Origin of the sequence: Streptomyces sp. IBSBF 3136 (assembly GCF_036815105.1) — a bacterium.
Taxonomy (GTDB): domain Bacteria; phylum Actinomycetota; class Actinomycetes; order Streptomycetales; family Streptomycetaceae; genus Streptomyces.
Genome location: NZ_JAJSZC010000197.1, coordinates 1 through 14,847, shown reverse-complemented (window position 1 = coordinate 14,847; position 14,847 = coordinate 1). Strand labels below are relative to the sequence as shown.

Annotated in this window: 15 protein-coding genes and 3 pseudogenes; 14 read left to right on the top strand and 4 right to left on the bottom strand. The window is 73.6% G+C overall.

Annotated elements, in window-relative coordinates:
* Positions 1-99: pseudogene (locus V7E45_RS40745) on the top strand (transglycosylase SLT domain-containing protein); the annotation flags it as partial.
* Between the two features lie 84 nt (positions 100-183).
* On the opposite strand, the gene V7E45_RS31285 reads toward V7E45_RS40745, so the two are convergent.
* On the bottom strand, positions 184-426 hold the full coding sequence (locus V7E45_RS31285; protein ID WP_333777596.1) for a hypothetical protein: 243 nt from the start codon (positions 424-426) through the stop codon (positions 184-186).
* A gap of 83 nt (positions 427-509) precedes the next feature.
* Between V7E45_RS31285 and V7E45_RS31280 the strand changes: the two are divergent.
* From V7E45_RS31280 to V7E45_RS31265, 4 genes and pseudogenes are all read left to right on the top strand, one after another.
* Positions 510-587, top strand: a pseudogene (locus tag V7E45_RS31280) (GNAT family N-acetyltransferase); the annotation flags it as partial.
* A 189-nt stretch (positions 588-776) separates the two neighbouring features.
* Positions 777-2,519 carry a glycoside hydrolase family 15 protein gene (locus V7E45_RS31275; RefSeq protein ID WP_333777595.1) on the top strand — a complete coding sequence of 581 codons (1,743 nt, stop codon included), beginning with the start codon at positions 777-779 and terminating at the stop codon, positions 2,517-2,519.
* Positions 2,520-2,764: 245 nt separating this feature from the next.
* Positions 2,765-3,733 (top strand): annotated as a pseudogene (locus V7E45_RS31270) (RNA polymerase subunit sigma-70); the annotation flags it as partial.
* A gap of 55 nt (positions 3,734-3,788) precedes the next feature.
* Entirely contained in the window at positions 3,789-4,346 is a 558-nt protein-coding gene (locus V7E45_RS31265) for a dihydrofolate reductase family protein (protein WP_333777594.1), read from the top strand.
* A 210-nt stretch (positions 4,347-4,556) separates the two neighbouring features.
* Here the strand turns inward: V7E45_RS31265 and V7E45_RS31260 are convergent, their stop codons facing one another.
* Complete coding sequence (locus tag V7E45_RS31260; RefSeq protein WP_333777593.1) at positions 4,557-5,456, bottom strand: NAD-dependent protein deacetylase; 900 nt, start codon at positions 5,454-5,456, stop codon at positions 4,557-4,559.
* A 276-nt stretch (positions 5,457-5,732) separates the two neighbouring features.
* Between V7E45_RS31260 and V7E45_RS31255 the strand changes: the two genes are divergently transcribed.
* Entirely contained in the window at positions 5,733-5,888 is a 156-nt protein-coding gene (locus tag V7E45_RS31255; protein ID WP_333777592.1) for a hypothetical protein, read from the top strand.
* Between the two features lie 89 nt (positions 5,889-5,977).
* On the top strand, positions 5,978-6,577 hold the full coding sequence (locus V7E45_RS31250; protein WP_333777590.1) for a lytic transglycosylase domain-containing protein: 600 nt from the start codon (positions 5,978-5,980) through the stop codon (positions 6,575-6,577).
* A 302-nt stretch (positions 6,578-6,879) separates the two neighbouring features.
* Here V7E45_RS31250 and V7E45_RS31245 read toward each other — a convergent pair whose 3' ends face one another.
* Positions 6,880-8,007 carry a hypothetical protein gene (locus V7E45_RS31245; protein ID WP_333777589.1) on the bottom strand — a complete coding sequence of 376 codons (1,128 nt, stop codon included), beginning with the start codon at positions 8,005-8,007 and terminating at the stop codon, positions 6,880-6,882.
* A gap of 429 nt (positions 8,008-8,436) precedes the next feature.
* A complete protein-coding gene (locus tag V7E45_RS31240; protein ID WP_333777588.1) occupies positions 8,437-8,922 on the bottom strand; it encodes a MarR family winged helix-turn-helix transcriptional regulator in 486 nt (161 codons plus the stop codon).
* A 149-nt stretch (positions 8,923-9,071) separates the two neighbouring features.
* Here V7E45_RS31240 and V7E45_RS31235 point away from each other — a divergent pair, with 149 nt between their 5' ends.
* The 7 genes from V7E45_RS31235 to V7E45_RS31205 all read left to right on the top strand — a co-directional run.
* A complete protein-coding gene (locus V7E45_RS31235) occupies positions 9,072-10,232 on the top strand; it encodes a PP2C family protein-serine/threonine phosphatase (protein ID WP_333777587.1) in 1,161 nt (386 codons plus the stop codon).
* Between the two features lie 140 nt (positions 10,233-10,372).
* Positions 10,373-10,579, top strand: a complete 207-nt coding sequence (locus V7E45_RS31230) for a hypothetical protein (protein ID WP_333777586.1) — start codon at positions 10,373-10,375, stop codon at positions 10,577-10,579.
* Positions 10,576-10,986 carry an STAS domain-containing protein gene (locus V7E45_RS31225; RefSeq protein ID WP_333777585.1) on the top strand — a complete coding sequence of 137 codons (411 nt, stop codon included), beginning with the start codon at positions 10,576-10,578 and terminating at the stop codon, positions 10,984-10,986. Before V7E45_RS31230 ends, V7E45_RS31225 begins: the two co-directional genes overlap by 4 nt.
* Entirely contained in the window at positions 10,983-11,432 is a 450-nt protein-coding gene (locus V7E45_RS31220) for an ATP-binding protein (RefSeq protein WP_333777584.1), read from the top strand. The genes V7E45_RS31225 and V7E45_RS31220 overlap by 4 nt, the downstream gene beginning before the upstream one ends.
* Positions 11,429-11,851: a hypothetical protein gene (locus V7E45_RS31215; RefSeq protein WP_333777583.1), complete on the top strand. Its 423-nt coding sequence runs from the start codon at positions 11,429-11,431 to the stop codon at positions 11,849-11,851. The genes V7E45_RS31220 and V7E45_RS31215 overlap by 4 nt, the downstream gene beginning before the upstream one ends.
* On the top strand, positions 11,848-13,635 hold the full coding sequence (locus V7E45_RS31210; RefSeq protein WP_333777582.1) for a PP2C family protein-serine/threonine phosphatase: 1,788 nt from the start codon (positions 11,848-11,850) through the stop codon (positions 13,633-13,635). The genes V7E45_RS31215 and V7E45_RS31210 overlap by 4 nt, the downstream gene beginning before the upstream one ends.
* 1 nt (position 13,636) lies before the next feature.
* A partial coding sequence (locus V7E45_RS31205) for a PP2C family protein-serine/threonine phosphatase (protein ID WP_443056298.1) occupies positions 13,637-14,847 on the top strand: 1,211 nt, incomplete at its 3' end.

The window sequence follows — 14,847 nt, the reverse complement described above, 5'->3', positions numbered from 1 at the left end:
GCCAACAACTCCACCGACCCGGTCGCCAACATCACCGCGGCCGCCAACTACGCCGCCCACCGCTACGGCTCCATCGACAACGTCAACTCCGCGTACTGAGTCACCCCCCCCGCGTGATCGAGTCGGCTTCCGGCCGCCCGGTTTCGGGCCTGGGCCGCCGCCCGACCGATGAGGTCGCGGCCGCTATTCGACGGCCGGGTCCTCCTGGGTGTGCCGCACGGCCCGCTTGGTGGCCTGCTCCACCTCCTGCCGACCGGCCCCGGACTCCCGCGCGTACGAGGTGATCGCCGCCTGCGCCTTGTCGGACGCCTCGCGCCAGCGGCGCCACTGGGCGTCGTACGCCTCACCGGTGAGGCCGGCGAGCTTGGCTCGCTCTACCTCGGCGGATCGTTCCAGCCTGACCAGTTCATCGGGGACCTCAGCCACGGGCGGATACTAAGGCGGGCGACGGCCGCGTCGACGATCTCGCCTACCGCCCGAACGGGTGGAGCTGCCACCGGCTCCCAGGCGGGGCGATCGCGCTCTACGAGCGGCTCGGTTTCACCGCCCGTAAGCGGGTCACGTTCCGCGGCTACCGGACCCCGTGACGGGGCCCCGAAGGAGCCACCGCCCAAGCCCCGGGCCCGGGTGACCTGCGGATCCGCGCCCGGCCCCGTGCCCGCGGCGCGGGGCAGCGGCCGTGACACGCACCTTTGCGCACTCCTGGGACGGGTACCTGGTGATCGGTGTCGGCGCCGTCCAGGCCCGCGATCCGACGGCAGGAGGCAGCATCCCCCATGAGCAGTCCTTCCTTTCCGCCGCACGCACTGCACGACTACGCGCTGCTGGCCGACGGGGAGCGTGGCGCCCTCATCGGTCCCGACGGCGCCGTGAACTGGCTGTGCGCACCCACCTGGCACGACGACGCGATGCTCGCCTCCCTCATCAGCGGCGGCGGTGTCTACGCCGTGACACCGCGCGACACCTGGGTCCCCGGCGGCTACTACGAGGACGGCACCCTGATCTGGCGCAGTCGCTGGGTCACCACCCACGGTGTCGTCGAGTGTCGCGAGGCTTTGAGCTTCGCCGGTGAGCGGGACCGTCTCGTCCTGCTGCGGCGGCTGATCGCCGTCGACGGCGCCGCCCACGTCCGTGTCGTACTCGACCCACGCGCCGACTACGGACGCTCCCCCCGGGCCTGCGCACACCGCGACGACGAGGGCGTGTGGCACCTGAGCACCGGCCGTCACCGCCTGCGCTGGCAGGGTGCCCCGTCGGCGACGGTCGGCGCGGAGGGACTGACCACCGACCTGGTGCTCGAGCCCGGCGAGAGCCACGACCTCGTCCTCGAGTGCTCCGACGGGCCGCTGCCGCGCAACCTGCCCCGGGCCGAGCAGGCCTGGGCGGCCACCGAAGAGGCCTGGCGGCGGACCGTGCCCTCGCTCGAACACAACACCATCGCGCCCCGGGACGCCAGGCGAGCCTACGCCCTGCTGCGCGGGCTGACCGCGAGCGGCGGCGGCATGGTCGCCGCCGCCACCACCAGCCTGCCCGAGCGCGCCGAGGCGGGCCGCAACTACGACTACCGCTACGTGTGGATCCGCGACCAGAGCTATGCCGGGCAGGCGGCCGCCGCCGTCGGCGCGCCGGAACTCCTCGACGCGGCCGTCCGGTTCGTCAGCGAGCGGCTGCTCGCCGACGGCCCGCGCCTGGCGCCCGCCTACACCGTGCACGGCGCGTCCGTCCCCGACCAGTGCGAGCTCGACCTGCCCGGCTACCCGGGCGGCTTCAGCCGGATCGGCAACCACGTCGAGAAGCAGTTCCAGCTGGACTGCTTCGGCGAGGCCCTGCTGCTGTTCGCCGCCGCCGAGCGGCAGGACCGGCTCGACGGCGACGGCTGGAAGGCCGCCGAAGCTGCCGTCCGGGCCGTCGCCGAGCGGTGGCGGGAGCCGGACGCGGGTATCTGGGAGCTGGACGACCGTCACTGGACGCACAGCCGGCTCACCTGCGTGGCAGGACTGCGCGCCCTGGCCGACGCGGCACCGCGCCACCCGTCGGCGGGAACCTGCACCCGGCTCGCCGACACCCTGTTCGCGGAGACCGCCGCGAGCGGCGTGCACCCGGACGGGCACTGGCAGCGCACACCGCACGACAGCGCGATCGACGCCGCGCTGCTGCTGCCCGCGCTGCGCGGCGCGCTGCCCGCCGACGACCCGCGAACCCGCGCCACCCTCACCGCCTGCCGTGAGCAACTGGCCGACGACTACTTCGTCTACCGCTTCCGGCACGACGACAGGCCCCTGCACGAGGCCGAGGGCGCGTTCCTGCTGTGCGGCTTCCTCATGGCACGGGCCGAGCACCAGCAGGGCAACACGGTCGACGCGTACCGCTGGTTCGAGCGCAACCGGGGCGCCTGCGGCGCGTCGGGCCTGTACGCGGAGGAGTTCGACATCGCCCAGCGCCAACTGCGCGGCAACCTCCCGCAGGCCTTCGTGCACGCACTGCTGCTGGAGACCGCCGCTCGCCTCGCCGAGAGTTGAGCCGTCCGCGAAGCCCGGCCGTCCGCGGCGGTCAACTCCGCCACCGACGGCGGGGCGATTGCGGCGACTCGTCGGCGAGGGGCGCCGACTCGGCCTCCTCGGCCGGCCGTCGTCGTCGGCCAGTGCCGAGGAGTGGGCCGGCACGAGGACGGCCGCGCCCACGACCGCGGCGGCGAAGGCGGCCAGGGCGATGCGGACTCACGCGGCACCAGCATCACTCTCGCCCGCCGCCGACGGCCCGGCCGGTTGCCACCGGCGTACGTCATGATGAGCCCGTGGACTTCGAGCCGTACCGCGGTGAACTGATCGGGTACTGCTACCGGATGCTGGGCTCCTTCGACGAGGCCGAGGACCTGGTGCAGGAGACGATGCTGCGCGCCTGGAAGGCCCGCGACCGGTACGACCCCACCCGCGCGTCCGTGCGGACCTGGCTCTACCGGATCGCGACCAACGCGTGCCTGACGGCGCTGGAGGGGCGCGCGCGGCGGCCGCTGCCGTCCGGGCTCGGCGCACCGAGCGAGGACCCCGGGGCGCCGCTCACCCCCGCCCTCGACATCCCCTGGCTGCAGCCCTTCCCCGACGCCCGCTTCGACGCCGAGGCGCGGACCGACCTGCGTCTGGCGCTGGTGGCGGCCATGCAGACGCTGCCGCCGCGGCAGCGCGCCGTGCTGCTGCTCCGCGCGGTGCTGGAGTTCACCGCCGCCGAGGTCGCCGAGCAGCTCGGGACCTCGGCCGCCGCCGTCAACAGCGCGCTGCAGCGGGCCCGCGCCGCCCTCGCCGCGGTGAGCGGTGTGGAGGAGGTCACCGAGCCCGACGATCCGCAGACGCGCGCGGTGGTCCAGCGCTACGTGCGGGCCTTCGAGGCCGCCGACGTCCCCGCACTGGTGCGGCTGCTCACGGACGACGCCGTCCTGGAGATGCCGCCGGTGCCGCTGTGGTACCGGGGGAGCGGCGACTACGGCCGGTTCATGGAGCGCGTGTTCCGGATGCGGGGCACGGGCTGGACCGCTACGCGTCTGACCGCCAACGGGCAACCGGCGCTCGCGGCGTACGGGCCGGAGCCCGGCGGCGGGCGACGGCTGCACAGCCTCCAGGTCCTCACCGTCACCGGCGGCCGGGTCGCGCGCAACGTCGTGTTCGTCGGTGCACGGGTGGGCGAGGCGTTCGGTCTGCCCGCGCGGATTTCCTCCGAGGAATTCCGCCGGGCGCGATGAGTCCGGCCGGTGCCGCCGGTACGTACCGGTGAGCATCGACCGAAGGGACACCCTCATGAGCGTCATCGTCATCGAGTTCATCACCCTGGACGGGATCGTGACCGACCCGGACGGCTCCGGCGGAACGCCGGGCGGCGGCTGGGCGTTCCGGCACGGTCCAAAGGCGGTCGCCGGTGACAAGTTCCGGCTCGGCAGCACCCTCGACGACGGGGTCATGCTGATGGGCCGGACGACCTGGCAGCTGTTCTCGCGCGTCTGGCCCGGCCGGGACGACCCGTTCGCCAGGCGGCTGAACGCCGTGCCGAAGCTGGTCGCCTCCCGCACCCTGACCGACACCTCGGCGTGGGCGAACTCCCGGCTCGTCGACGGCGGCCTCGTCGACACCGTCAAGACCGAGACGCGTGACGTGATCGTCGCCGGCAGCCTGAGCGTCGTCCACGCCCTGATGGCCGAGGAACTGGTCGACGAATACCGGCTGTTGACGTTCCCCACCGTCCTCGGCACCGGACAGCGGCTCTTCCCCGACCGCGGCCCGCACACCGACCTCGAGTGCCGGTCCGCCCAGCAGATCGGCGCGGCCGTCCTCGCGCAGTACCGGACCACGGCACGCTGACGCCGCCGACCGCGGGCGCCGCCACCGCACGCTGAGGCCCCCGACCGCGGGCGCCGGCGTGGCCGCTGGAGGCCCCGGTCACCGGGGCGAGCGGCCTGCCGTCGTCCGTACCGTGCGTGGCGTGCGTCTCGGTCCTGCCGTTCGTGCCGTCCATGCCTCCCGGAGTGACCAGCGCCGCCCCGGCCCAACCGTGCGGGCGGCGGCCCGCGTTCAGACCGGGGTCTCACCGCCGACCGGGACGCCCAGCCGGCCGGCCACGGTCGTCAGGGCGGTTCCCAGGGGGAGTGCGACGCGGGTGAGCGCGTGCCGGTCGCCCCGGGTCGGGTCCCGGTTCACGATGAGCACCGGCTTCCCGGCCTGCGCCGCCTGACGGACGAACCGCAGCCCGGACATCACCGTCAGCGAGGACCCCAGCACCAGCAACGCGGCCGCCTCCCTGACCAGCTCGCGGCAGTGCTCGACCCGCTGCGGTGGAACGGTCTCGCCGAAGAAGACCACGTCCGGTTTGAGGATGCCGCCGCAGCGGGCGCAGGGCACCACCCGGAAGTCGCCGACCTGCTCGTCGGTGAGGTCGGCGTCCCCGTCGGGGTTGATGCCGGCGGCCGTCGGTGAGAAGCCCGGGTTGGCCTCCGCCAGCCGCTCGGCCAGCTCGCGACGTCGGCTCGGGGCGCCGCAGGACAGACAGACCACCCGGTCCAGGCTCCCGTGCAGCTCCACCACGTCCGCACTGCCGCCGGCCTGGTGCAGGCCGTCGACGTTCTGGGTGATCACCCCCGACAGCAGCCCGTGCCGTCCGAACGCGGCCACGGCCCGGTGCCCCGCGTTCGGGCGGGCGCGGCCGAAGGTGCGCCAGCCGAGATGACTGCGCGCCCAGTAGCGGCGCCTGGCCTGGGCCGTGGCCGTGAAGTCCTGGTACGTCATCGGGGTGTGCCGGCTCAGGCTCCCGCCCTCGCCCCGGTAGTCGGGGATGCCCGACTCCGTGGAGATGCCCGCCCCGCTGAGCACCAGCACCCCGCCGGCGCGCAGCGCGTCGGCGACCGGCTCCAGGTCCGTGCTGCTGGGCGGCAGCTCCTCGGTGGGTGTCCAGCTCAGGGTAGGGCGCATGCGCATGTCGCCAGGGTACGGAACCGGCCGCGCCTCGGGCCGGTGGGCGACCGGGCAGCGGCGCGCAGGCGTGCCGTCGCCTGCGTGGTCCGGCCTCGGACCCGGCGGACGTGGTGCCCCGTGTCGAGGTCGTCGAGGAGGCCGGCCTCGGCCGGTCCCCGGCCCGTCGGCTCGTGGGAGAGCGGGCCGGCGGCGGGCTGACCGGCGGCGAGGACGGGGGCCGGCCGGCCGAAGCGCCCCGGCCGCCTCCTGCGGCGCGACGGCGGCCGTGGGCGCGCCGAGATGGCGGCCGATGACCTCGGCGATGTAGCACAGGGCCACGCCCGGACCTTCCAGCTGGTCCGGGACACCTTCGCCGCGCTCAGCACCGTGACCTCGGGCGAGTGTCCCACCGGTTCGTCCGGGCGCGCGACGGCGGGGGAGTGGCGGCGGGAATGAGCGCCGGTCGCGCGGGCACGCGCACCCCGTGACGGTGAGAGCCCCGCGGCCTGCGCGGCGCCGGGCGGACGACGGGGAGGCGACCCACGATGGCGGAGCGATCGACGGCCGAGGCACGGCGAGAGTCCCGGACGGCGGACGGCGGTGACGTCCCGACGCCACCGCTGCGCCCGGGCGGCTACGACCCGGCCGACTACACCGCCGCCGTGGTGCGCTGCGCCGGGCAGGCCGGGGTGTCACCGCTGCTGGTCATGACCGTGCTCCACAACGAGGCGTACAAGCCGCACCACCCGCTGCTGGAGCGGTTGTGGCAGTGGTGGAAGCCCGGGGCGTCCTTCGGCCTGGCCAACATGCACCGGGCCACGTTCGAGCGTGTCCGGCGGGCACACGACCTGTCCGGACGGTGGAAGGACCTGCGCGACGACCCCGAGTTCGCCATCCGGACGGCCGCCCTGCACCTCAAGGACCTCGACCGGAGCCTCCCGGAGCGGCACGTGCGCCGTTACACCCGCGACGAACTGCTCGCCCTGGGCTACAACACGGGCGACCGCAACATGCGGGCCTTCGCCCGGGGTGTACCGCCGGGTCCCATGGCCCGGTCCTATCTGCGCCGTTTCCGCGACTACCGGACCCGGGCCGCCGAGGTCCTGGCGGACCGCGACGAAGGGCGCGACGACCTGACCGGCTGAGGCGGCACCCCGGGCCCGGCATCGACCGGTACTTCGGCCACGTCACCGGTCTCCCAGGGCCTGTTGCGAAAGTGGTCCTCTGCCGTGCGACGTCCGGCACGCGCGCTCTCGCCGCACCGCCCGAAAGCCCGAGTACGCCCAGTACGAGGACTTCCGGGCGGCACGCCGAGAGCACGCACCCGACGCCGCGCGGCCGCCCTCCGGGCGAGAGGCCACTTTCGCAACAGTCCCTATAGCGCACGCCCGGCGGATGGCGCCGGTGCTCGGCCCGGCGTCGCGGATGACTGCCGTGCCCGCCGACGTCAGTCCGGGACGGTTCCGGAGTCCGCCGCTCCGGCGAGCCGCAGGGTCGCGAGGGCCACCGACCCTGCCAGGACGCCGAACGTGAGGGCCGCCGGGACGCCCTCACCGAGCCTGGAGAACACGTACACCGGACCCCACACGGCGCTCGTGTCGTCCACGGCCATGTGGAGCACCTGGGACGCCAGCAGCCCCAGCACGGTCGCGCAGACCGCGCCCACCGCCATCGCGGGCAGGGTGGTCCGGGTGAGCAGGCCCGGCAGCAGTCGCAGCGCCCACCACACGACGGCCAGGACGAGCACGTCGGCGGCCCGGTACAGCAGCCACTCGCCGAGCGGCGCGGTGCTCGGCCCCGACCAGCCGCCGAGCAGCAGCCATGTGCGCAGCAGGTCGCCGGGCTCGGACAGCAGTCCGCCGCCGTCGAACGAGGTCTGGATCCAGGCGGCCACCGACTGGTACGAAAGCACCACCAGGGACAGCGCGACAACGGCCGTTCCGGCGCTCGCCGCCAGGCGGGCAGCGCGGGGCGGGACGTCGCGCCGGGATGGCGCCTCCGTTCCCTTGAGGGCCGTATGGGCCACCAGCACCGTGATCGGGGCGGTCACGAGCGCCGCGAACACCATGACGGGACCGCTCGACGCGACCACGGACGCCAGTTGCGGCAGGACCCGGAAGCTGCCGCGTCCCCGAGAGGCGATCAGCCAGGGCGCGGAGACCGTGACGGCCAGCGTCCCGGCCACCGGCCCCCAGGCCCACAACGCGAGCAGCGTGGCCGGCGTACGGCCCCGCGCCGGCGGCAGTCTGCGCACCAGGAGCAGTGCTCCGGCCAGGAAGAACACGAACACCGCCACGAACCTGATCTGCATCGCGGTGCTGTACAGACCGGCGTACTGGCCGCCGCCGCTGAGGGCCGGGTCTCCGTCGCCTGCCCCGTCGGACAGCAGCACCGCCGGCGGATCGTACGACCACGGCGTGAGCCACCGCCGGAGTTCGGCCGCCGACTGGACGTCGAACACCCGCGAGGTGCCACGCAGTTGCAGTGCCTGGTCACTGGCCCCCGCCCACCACAGCAGCAGCGTGATCAGCACACTCCCGACCGCCGCCGGTATCAGTGCACGTCGATAACTCATGCCCGTCCCCCGCCCTGGACCTGAATCCGTTCACGCACGGATCAGCCGAAGAGTAGGGGGCGATGATCGCATGCGGCATGCGGTCGGCAGTATCCAGGTCGTCCCCGCACGCGGCTTTCGGCTGCCGGCCGAGGTGGCCGTGACCTTGGTGCCGAGCCTGCCGGCCTCGCCCGATCTCACCGTGCTCCAGGTCACCGGAGTGCTGGTCGGCGGTCAGGGTACGCGGAAGTTCGCCGGTACAAGACCGGCGAGGACGACCTCCCGCCTGAGCAACTATTGCCGTTTGACAATCATAGTCGGGAGGCAACAAAGTAGCGGCGTCATACTGCACGGGGAAGGATCTGCAATGTTCCGGTGGGCGGAGACGACTCCGTGCGCCGGGCGTCCGGGCCCCGCGGTGGCGGTGCGGCCGGCGGCCCGGCCCCGGGTTCAGGCCGTCCTGTCCCCGGTGTGCGTGGCGTTGTCGTGTATCTGGGACGCTGCCGCGTCGCAGAACGCCTCCAGCCCCGCGAGGAACTGGGTCCGCTTGGCGGCGGGCATCAGCTCCAGCACGGCCTGCAACTCATGCTCCCGTCGTGCGCGCAGGTCGTCGAGGAAGGCGCGACCGCGGTCGCTGAGGTGCAGCCGCACCTCGCGCCGGTCCACGGGGCTGATCGCGCGCTCGACGAAGCCCGCCGCCACCAGCCGGTCGCAGAGGCGACTGGTGGACGGAGGCGTGGATGCCAGGGAGTCGGCGAGGGAGCGCAGGTTGATCCCGTCCTGGTGCTCCAGCATCAGCAGGACGCGCATCTGGGACGGTGAGGCCGGCGCGGTCGAGGCCCGACCCCACAGGACTTCCAGCAACTCCACGGCCGTCAGGGTCACACGCGCGACCTCGACTGGCTCGGGGCGGGGGCGGAAGACAGTCACCGTCACACTCTCGCAGGCACCTGGGACGGCTGCCAGCGTACTAGGTGCCGGCACCGGCAAGAGATGGTTCGGACGGCCGGCGCTGTTCGACCCGGGCGGCGCCGCCGCATGAACCAGATTCCTGTGTCCGTCGAAGGATTGGTGTATTTAGGATCGTGAACAGATTTGTGACCGCTGAGCGTGCCCTGCGCACGGCGGCCCCGCACGAGTTGCTCGACGCCGTGCGCCGTGTGCTCGTCGAGGAGTACGCGGCGTTGACCGTCGAGCTGTACATGGCCGACTACGGCCTCACCGTCCTGCAGCCGGTGTCCATTCTGCCCCACACCGCGGATCCGGTCTCCGTGCACAACAGCACGGCCGGCCGGGCCTTCGGCGCGCAGGAGCCCTTCGTCGAACAGACTCACGACGCCGGCGTACGAGTGCATCTGCCGGTCACCGTGCGCGGAGACCGGCTCGGCGTCCTGACGGTCGCCCTGCCGGACGAGGAGGAGGCGCGCGACCTCCTCGGCGAGCTCGCCGACATCGCCGAGGTGCTCGGGCACGAGGTGGTCGTGGCCGAGCGTGACACGGATGTCTACCTGCAGGCGCGGCGCAAGGACCGGCTGACCCTGGCCGCCGAGATGCAGTGGCAGCTCCTGCCCGGCCGCTCCTGCTCCCGGCCGGAGTACGAACTCGGCGCGCAGCTGGAGCCGGCGTACGCGATCTACGGTGACAACTTCGACTGGTCCGCCACGGCGGACCGTCTCACGCTCTACGTCACCAACGGCATGGGGGAGGGTATAGAAGCCTCCCTGCTCACGAACCTCGCCATCAACGCGCTCCGCAACGCCCGGCGCGCCGGTATCGCGATCGACGACCAGGCCGCGCTGGCCGACCAGGCGGTCTACGCCCACTACCAGGGGCGCTGCTACCTCTCGGTGCTGATGTTCGACTTCGACCTCGCGACGGGCAGGGCGAAGCTCGTGGACGCCGGCTCGCCGCAGCTGCTGCGGCTGCGCGACGGTGTGGTCGAGCGGGTCACCTTCGAGGCGCAGCTCCCGCTGGGGATGTTCGAGGAGACCGACTACGAGACCCAGGACTTCCAGGCCGAGCCCGGCGACCGGCTCGTGTTCGTCAGCGACGGGGTGCACGAGGTCGCCTCGCCGGCGGGGGAGGCGTACGGGGATGCCGCGCTGGCTCGGGCGATCATGTCCACGCGGCTGCTGTCGGCCGCCGAGGTGCCGCGCGCCATCCTGCGAGAGCTGACCGGCCATCGCGGCCAGTCCGTCCCCAAGGACGACGCCCTCGTGGTCTGTCTGGACTGGCACGGACGCTGAGGCGCCGATCGCGCGCCTCGAATATGGCGATGCTGTGTCGTTTCCTCGGCACATGTGGAGTTAATACTTGTCGAGTGGCAATAATTGGTGGGGTCGGCCGGGCGCGGCGCGGCGGCCTGTCCTCGAAGGAGACGATGCGGGTGTCGGAGCAGCCAGCGGCCGGGTCGGCGGCACGGAAGCTGGGCGAATTCCTGGAGAGCCGCCGTGAGCAGATCGCCCAGCGGTGGGCGGACCGCCCCCTCTTCCGTACGGTCTTCACCGTTTCACTGTCCGACGGCCTGGTCCATGCGCCGGCCGGGCAGGGCGTCGAGGTCGTACACCGGACGGCCGGTGTGAACCCGCGATGACCGTCCACCACCCGGCCCACCCGGCCGCGGTGCCGATCCTGGCCTTGGAGGGCATCCTGCCGGTCACCCTCCAGGGGGAGCCGCACGACGGCATGGCCGAGCGGCCGCAGCGGGACATCGCCCACCGCGTCGCCGGCAGCGCGGCGACCGGGGTGGTCGTCGATGTCTCCGGCGCCGAGATCGTCGACTCGTTCCTGGGGCGGGGCATCGCCGAGATCGCCGCCGGCGCCCGGCTGCCGGCCGCCCGTACCGTGGTGTGCGGGATGCGGCCGGCCGTGGCGATCACCCTGACCGAGCTGGGCCCGACCCTGCCCGGCGTGGTGACCACGCTCGACGTGGACCGGGCCCTCGAACTGCTCCGGCGAGGCAGCGCCGCCGGCCCGGGCGCTTACGCGGGGGGTACGTGACACTCGTCTCCGACCCCGCCGCCCCGACCAGCCTGCCCATCGGCTCGGACGCGGACCTCGCGTGGCTCCGTCACCAGGTGCGGCGGCTGGCGGGCGAACTGGGCTTCGGGCTCGTGCAGCAGACGAAGCTGGTCACCGCCGCCAGCGAGCTGGCCCGGAACACGCTGCTCCACGGCGGTGGAGGGCAGGCGGAGATCACCCCCCTGGTCAACGGCCCGGCACGAGGTCTCCGGCTGGCCTTCGCGGACACCGGACCCGGCATCCGCGACGTCGAACTGGCGATGACCGACGGCTACTCGACCGGAAACGGACTCGGGCTCGGCCTGAGCGGAGCCAAGCGGCTGATGGACGAGTTCGCCATCGTCACCGGGCCCGGCGAGGGCACCGTCGTCACCGTCACCGCCTGGGTCACCGGCGTGCGCGACGCCCGTGCGGTGTCGGGATGACGCGCGTCCGGGACATTCCGCTGCACGACTCCACCCGGGGTCGGGAGGTCCGCGTGGCGACCGAGGAGGCCGGCGCCCACGCCGGTCCTGACGCCCACCGCACCGCGGTCGCCACCCTGGTGGCCACCGAGCCGGCCACCAACCGGCTCAAGGACGCCGGCGGCGGCCGCCTCGTGATCGACCTCGTCGATCCCCCGGGGACGGTCAACGACGGTCTCGCGGTGCGGCTCGTCGCCCTCCTGCACAGCGACGGGCTGCCCAGCCGGTGGAGGCGGCCCGGCGACCCCGAGCTGCTCACTCGCGCCCCGGCCGTGGTCGCGCCGACCGTCCTTCGGGACGCCGGCAGCGCCGCCGACCCCGTGCGCGACGACACCTGCGTGGCCGTCCTGGCCGCCGACCACCCGGGCGGGCGCCCATGACCGCCCCGGACGTCGTCGAAGTCACCTCCGCCGCCGAGGCCGTCCGCGCCCGGCTGTTCGCCGCGCGCCTCACCTCCGCCCCGGGCGTCCCCGCGGTCGAACGGGCCCGCTTCCTCACAGCGCTCACGGCCCGACTGCGCGAGTGCCTCGGCACCGGAGGTGCCGAACTCACCTTCACCCTCCTGCCGTCCGTGTCCGACGCGACCACGCTCGTGCGGGTCGTCGGCCGGTCCCTCGCACCCGAGCCGCACGGCACGCCGCCCTGGCAGCTCGCCGTCGCCTGCCCCGGCCCTCCGCCGCGGGATGTGCCGCGGGTGGCGCGGTACGCCGTGTCCGCGGCCGGCGACGGCGCGTCGGACCCGGACGACAGCACCCACGCCGAAGCGGTCCTCGCGGTGGACGAGGAGATCGCGCCGGTGCTGCGCCGACTGGACGAGACGGAGCGGCAGTTGCGCCTGCACCGCGAGGAACTGCACCAGACCAACCAGGGCGTGCTGGCGCTCCACGCCGAACTGGACGCGGCCGCGCGCATCCGGCGCGACCTGCTCGACGCAGACCGGGCGGCGCGTGGCGCGGCCGAGAAGGCCAGGCGCCTGCTGACCTTCCTCGGTGACGCCAGCGCGGTCGTGACCGCGTCCCTGGACCCGGAGGACATCCCGCGGTGCCTTCCCGGCCTGCTCGTCCCCGAGTACGCGAGCCAGGTCGACCTATGGCTCTTCGACGAACCGTCGGCCACGAACCGCGTCCACTCCGCCGCGGCGGTCACGGCCGCCCGCCTCGACCGTCCGCAGCACGCCGGGCCGCGCCCCGGCGCCCTCCCGGGCGTCGACGACATCCCGCCCTCCGCGCTCTCCCCGGACCGGCCCGTGCTGAGCATTCCCCTCACCGTGCGCCACACCCTGGGCGTACTGACCCTGACGGCGCCGGGCGACCGCTTCGACGAGGACACCAGCGTGATGCTGATCGAACTGGCCCAGCGCACCGCCATCGCCCTGGACAACGCCCGCCGCTACGAACAGCACCGGGACACCGCCGAAACCCTGCAACGCGCCCAGCTCACCGAGCTGCCCGCCACCGAGGGCCTGCGCCTGGCGGCCCGCTACCTCCCGGCCACCCGAGGGCTCAACATAGGCGGTGACTGGTACGACGCCTTTCCGCACCCCGACGGCAGCCTGCTGACCGTGGTGGGCGACGTCACCGGACACGGCCTGCGCGCCGCCGTCATGATGGGCCAGCTGCGCACCGCTCTGCGCGCCTACGCGATCGAGGATCACAGCCCCGCCCGGATCCTCACCCGGCTGCACCGCATGCTCCGCCACCAGCAGCCCCACCTGTATGCGACCGCCGTGATCGCCCGCTTCCGGCCCGGTGACCCCCACGTCGTGTGGGCCGCCGCCGGACACCCTCCCGCCGTCGTCCGTACGCCGGGTGGCTCCGTGCGCGTCCTGGACACCCGGCCCGGCGTCATGCTGGGCATGCCCCTCGACCACGAGTACGAGGAGCACACGGCCGAACTGCCGCCCGGCTCCACCCTCGTCCTCTACACCGACGGCCTGGTGGAGCGTCGGGCCCACGGCATCGACCCCGGCATCGAACTGCTGGGCCGTACCCTGGCCGCACTGGACGAGCCTGAACTGGACGACCTCGACGGGTGCGCCGAGTCGTTGCTCAAGCCCCTCCTGCAGGGTCACGAGCGGGACGACGACGTCTGTCTCCTGCTGTGCCGTACGACTCCGCCGGCTTCGGTCGCACCGCGCGCTCGGCCGGGCGCCGGTTCGCGATAGCGTGGAGACCCCAAGGGGAGAGGGTGGAGACGCCGTGAACGCCTCGGATCAGGGCCCGTCCGTGGAAGCCCAACTGCGCGCGGTACCGCCGCACGCCCTGGTGGCCACCGCCACCCGTCTGCTCGCGGAACGCTTCGGCGCCCGGGAGACGACCATCCTCCTCGCCGACTACGGCCTGACGGTCCTGCAGCCCGTCACCCGCCTGCCGAACACCGGCGATCCGGTCTCCGCGCACGACGGCCCCGCCGGCACCGCGTTCACCACTCAGGCACCGGTCGTGGAAGTCACCGCCGATCCCGACACCCAGCAGGTCCACCTGCCCATGTCCGTCCGCGGCGACCGGCTCGGCGTGCTCTCCGTCCGGGTGCCCGCCAACGCGGCCGACCCGCGTACCGTGCTCCGGCTCGGCGACTTCGCCACCGCCCTGGGCCACGAAGTGGTCACCGCCGGCCGGGACACCGACCTGTACCTCATCGCCCGCCGCACGCGCCGTCTCACCCTCGCCGCCGAGATGCAGTGGCAGCTGCTTCCGGGCCGCGGGTGCGCCCGCGACGAGTACGTCATCGGCGCCCACTTGGAGCCCGCCTACACCATCGGCGGTGACAACTTCGACTGGTCGACCGGCGCGGACCACCTCACCCTCACCGTCACCGACGGCATGGGCCAGGGCATCGAGGCCTCCCTGCTCACCAGCCTCGCCGTCGGTGCGCTGCGCAACGCCCGCCGCGCCGGCATCGGCCTCGCGGACCAGGCGTGCCTCGCCGACCAGGCCGTCTTCTCCCAGTACGGGGGCAAGGTGTACGCCTCGACCCTGCTGCTGCGCTTCGACCTCGGCACGGGCAAGGTCTGCGCCGTGGACGCCGGGTCCCCGCAGCTCTACCGGCAGCGCGGTGCCACGATCGAACGCGTCGAGCTGGAGGCGCAGCTGCCGCTCGGCATGTTCGAGGAGACCCAGTACGAGGAGCAGACCTTCCAGGTCGAGGCGGGCGACCGCCTGGTCGTCATCAGCACGGGCGTCCACGGCACCCGGTCGGCGACCGGTGAGGTTTTCGGTGAGGGCGCCCTGCGGCAGATCCTGGGCGCGACCCGGCAGAGCTCGCCCCAAGAGGCGGCACGCTCGGTCGTCGCGGGGCTGATGGAACACGTCGGTGACAAGGGGCTCGGTTCGGACGCCGCGGTCGTCTGCCTCGACTGGAACGGGAGGGAGGGCGG

Excerpts from the sequence above, each read along its gene's own strand:
- V7E45_RS31275 (WP_333777595.1), top strand. The coding sequence starts at position 777 with ATGAGCAGTCCTTCCTTTCCGCCGCACGCACTGCACGACTACGCGCTG.
- V7E45_RS31265 (WP_333777594.1), top strand. The coding sequence starts at position 3,789 with ATGAGCGTCATCGTCATCGAGTTCATCACCCTGGACGGGATCGTGACC.
- V7E45_RS31260 (WP_333777593.1), bottom strand. The coding sequence starts at position 5,456 with ATGCGCATGCGCCCTACCCTGAGCTGGACACCCACCGAGGAGCTGCCG.
- V7E45_RS31255 (WP_333777592.1), top strand. The coding sequence starts at position 5,733 with ATGGCGGCCGATGACCTCGGCGATGTAGCACAGGGCCACGCCCGGACC.
- V7E45_RS31250 (WP_333777590.1), top strand. The coding sequence starts at position 5,978 with ATGGCGGAGCGATCGACGGCCGAGGCACGGCGAGAGTCCCGGACGGCG.
- V7E45_RS31245 (WP_333777589.1), bottom strand. The coding sequence starts at position 8,007 with ATGAGTTATCGACGTGCACTGATACCGGCGGCGGTCGGGAGTGTGCTG.
- V7E45_RS31225 (WP_333777585.1), top strand. The coding sequence starts at position 10,576 with ATGACCGTCCACCACCCGGCCCACCCGGCCGCGGTGCCGATCCTGGCC.
- V7E45_RS31215 (WP_333777583.1), top strand. The coding sequence starts at position 11,429 with ATGACGCGCGTCCGGGACATTCCGCTGCACGACTCCACCCGGGGTCGG.
- V7E45_RS31210 (WP_333777582.1), top strand. The coding sequence starts at position 11,848 with ATGACCGCCCCGGACGTCGTCGAAGTCACCTCCGCCGCCGAGGCCGTC.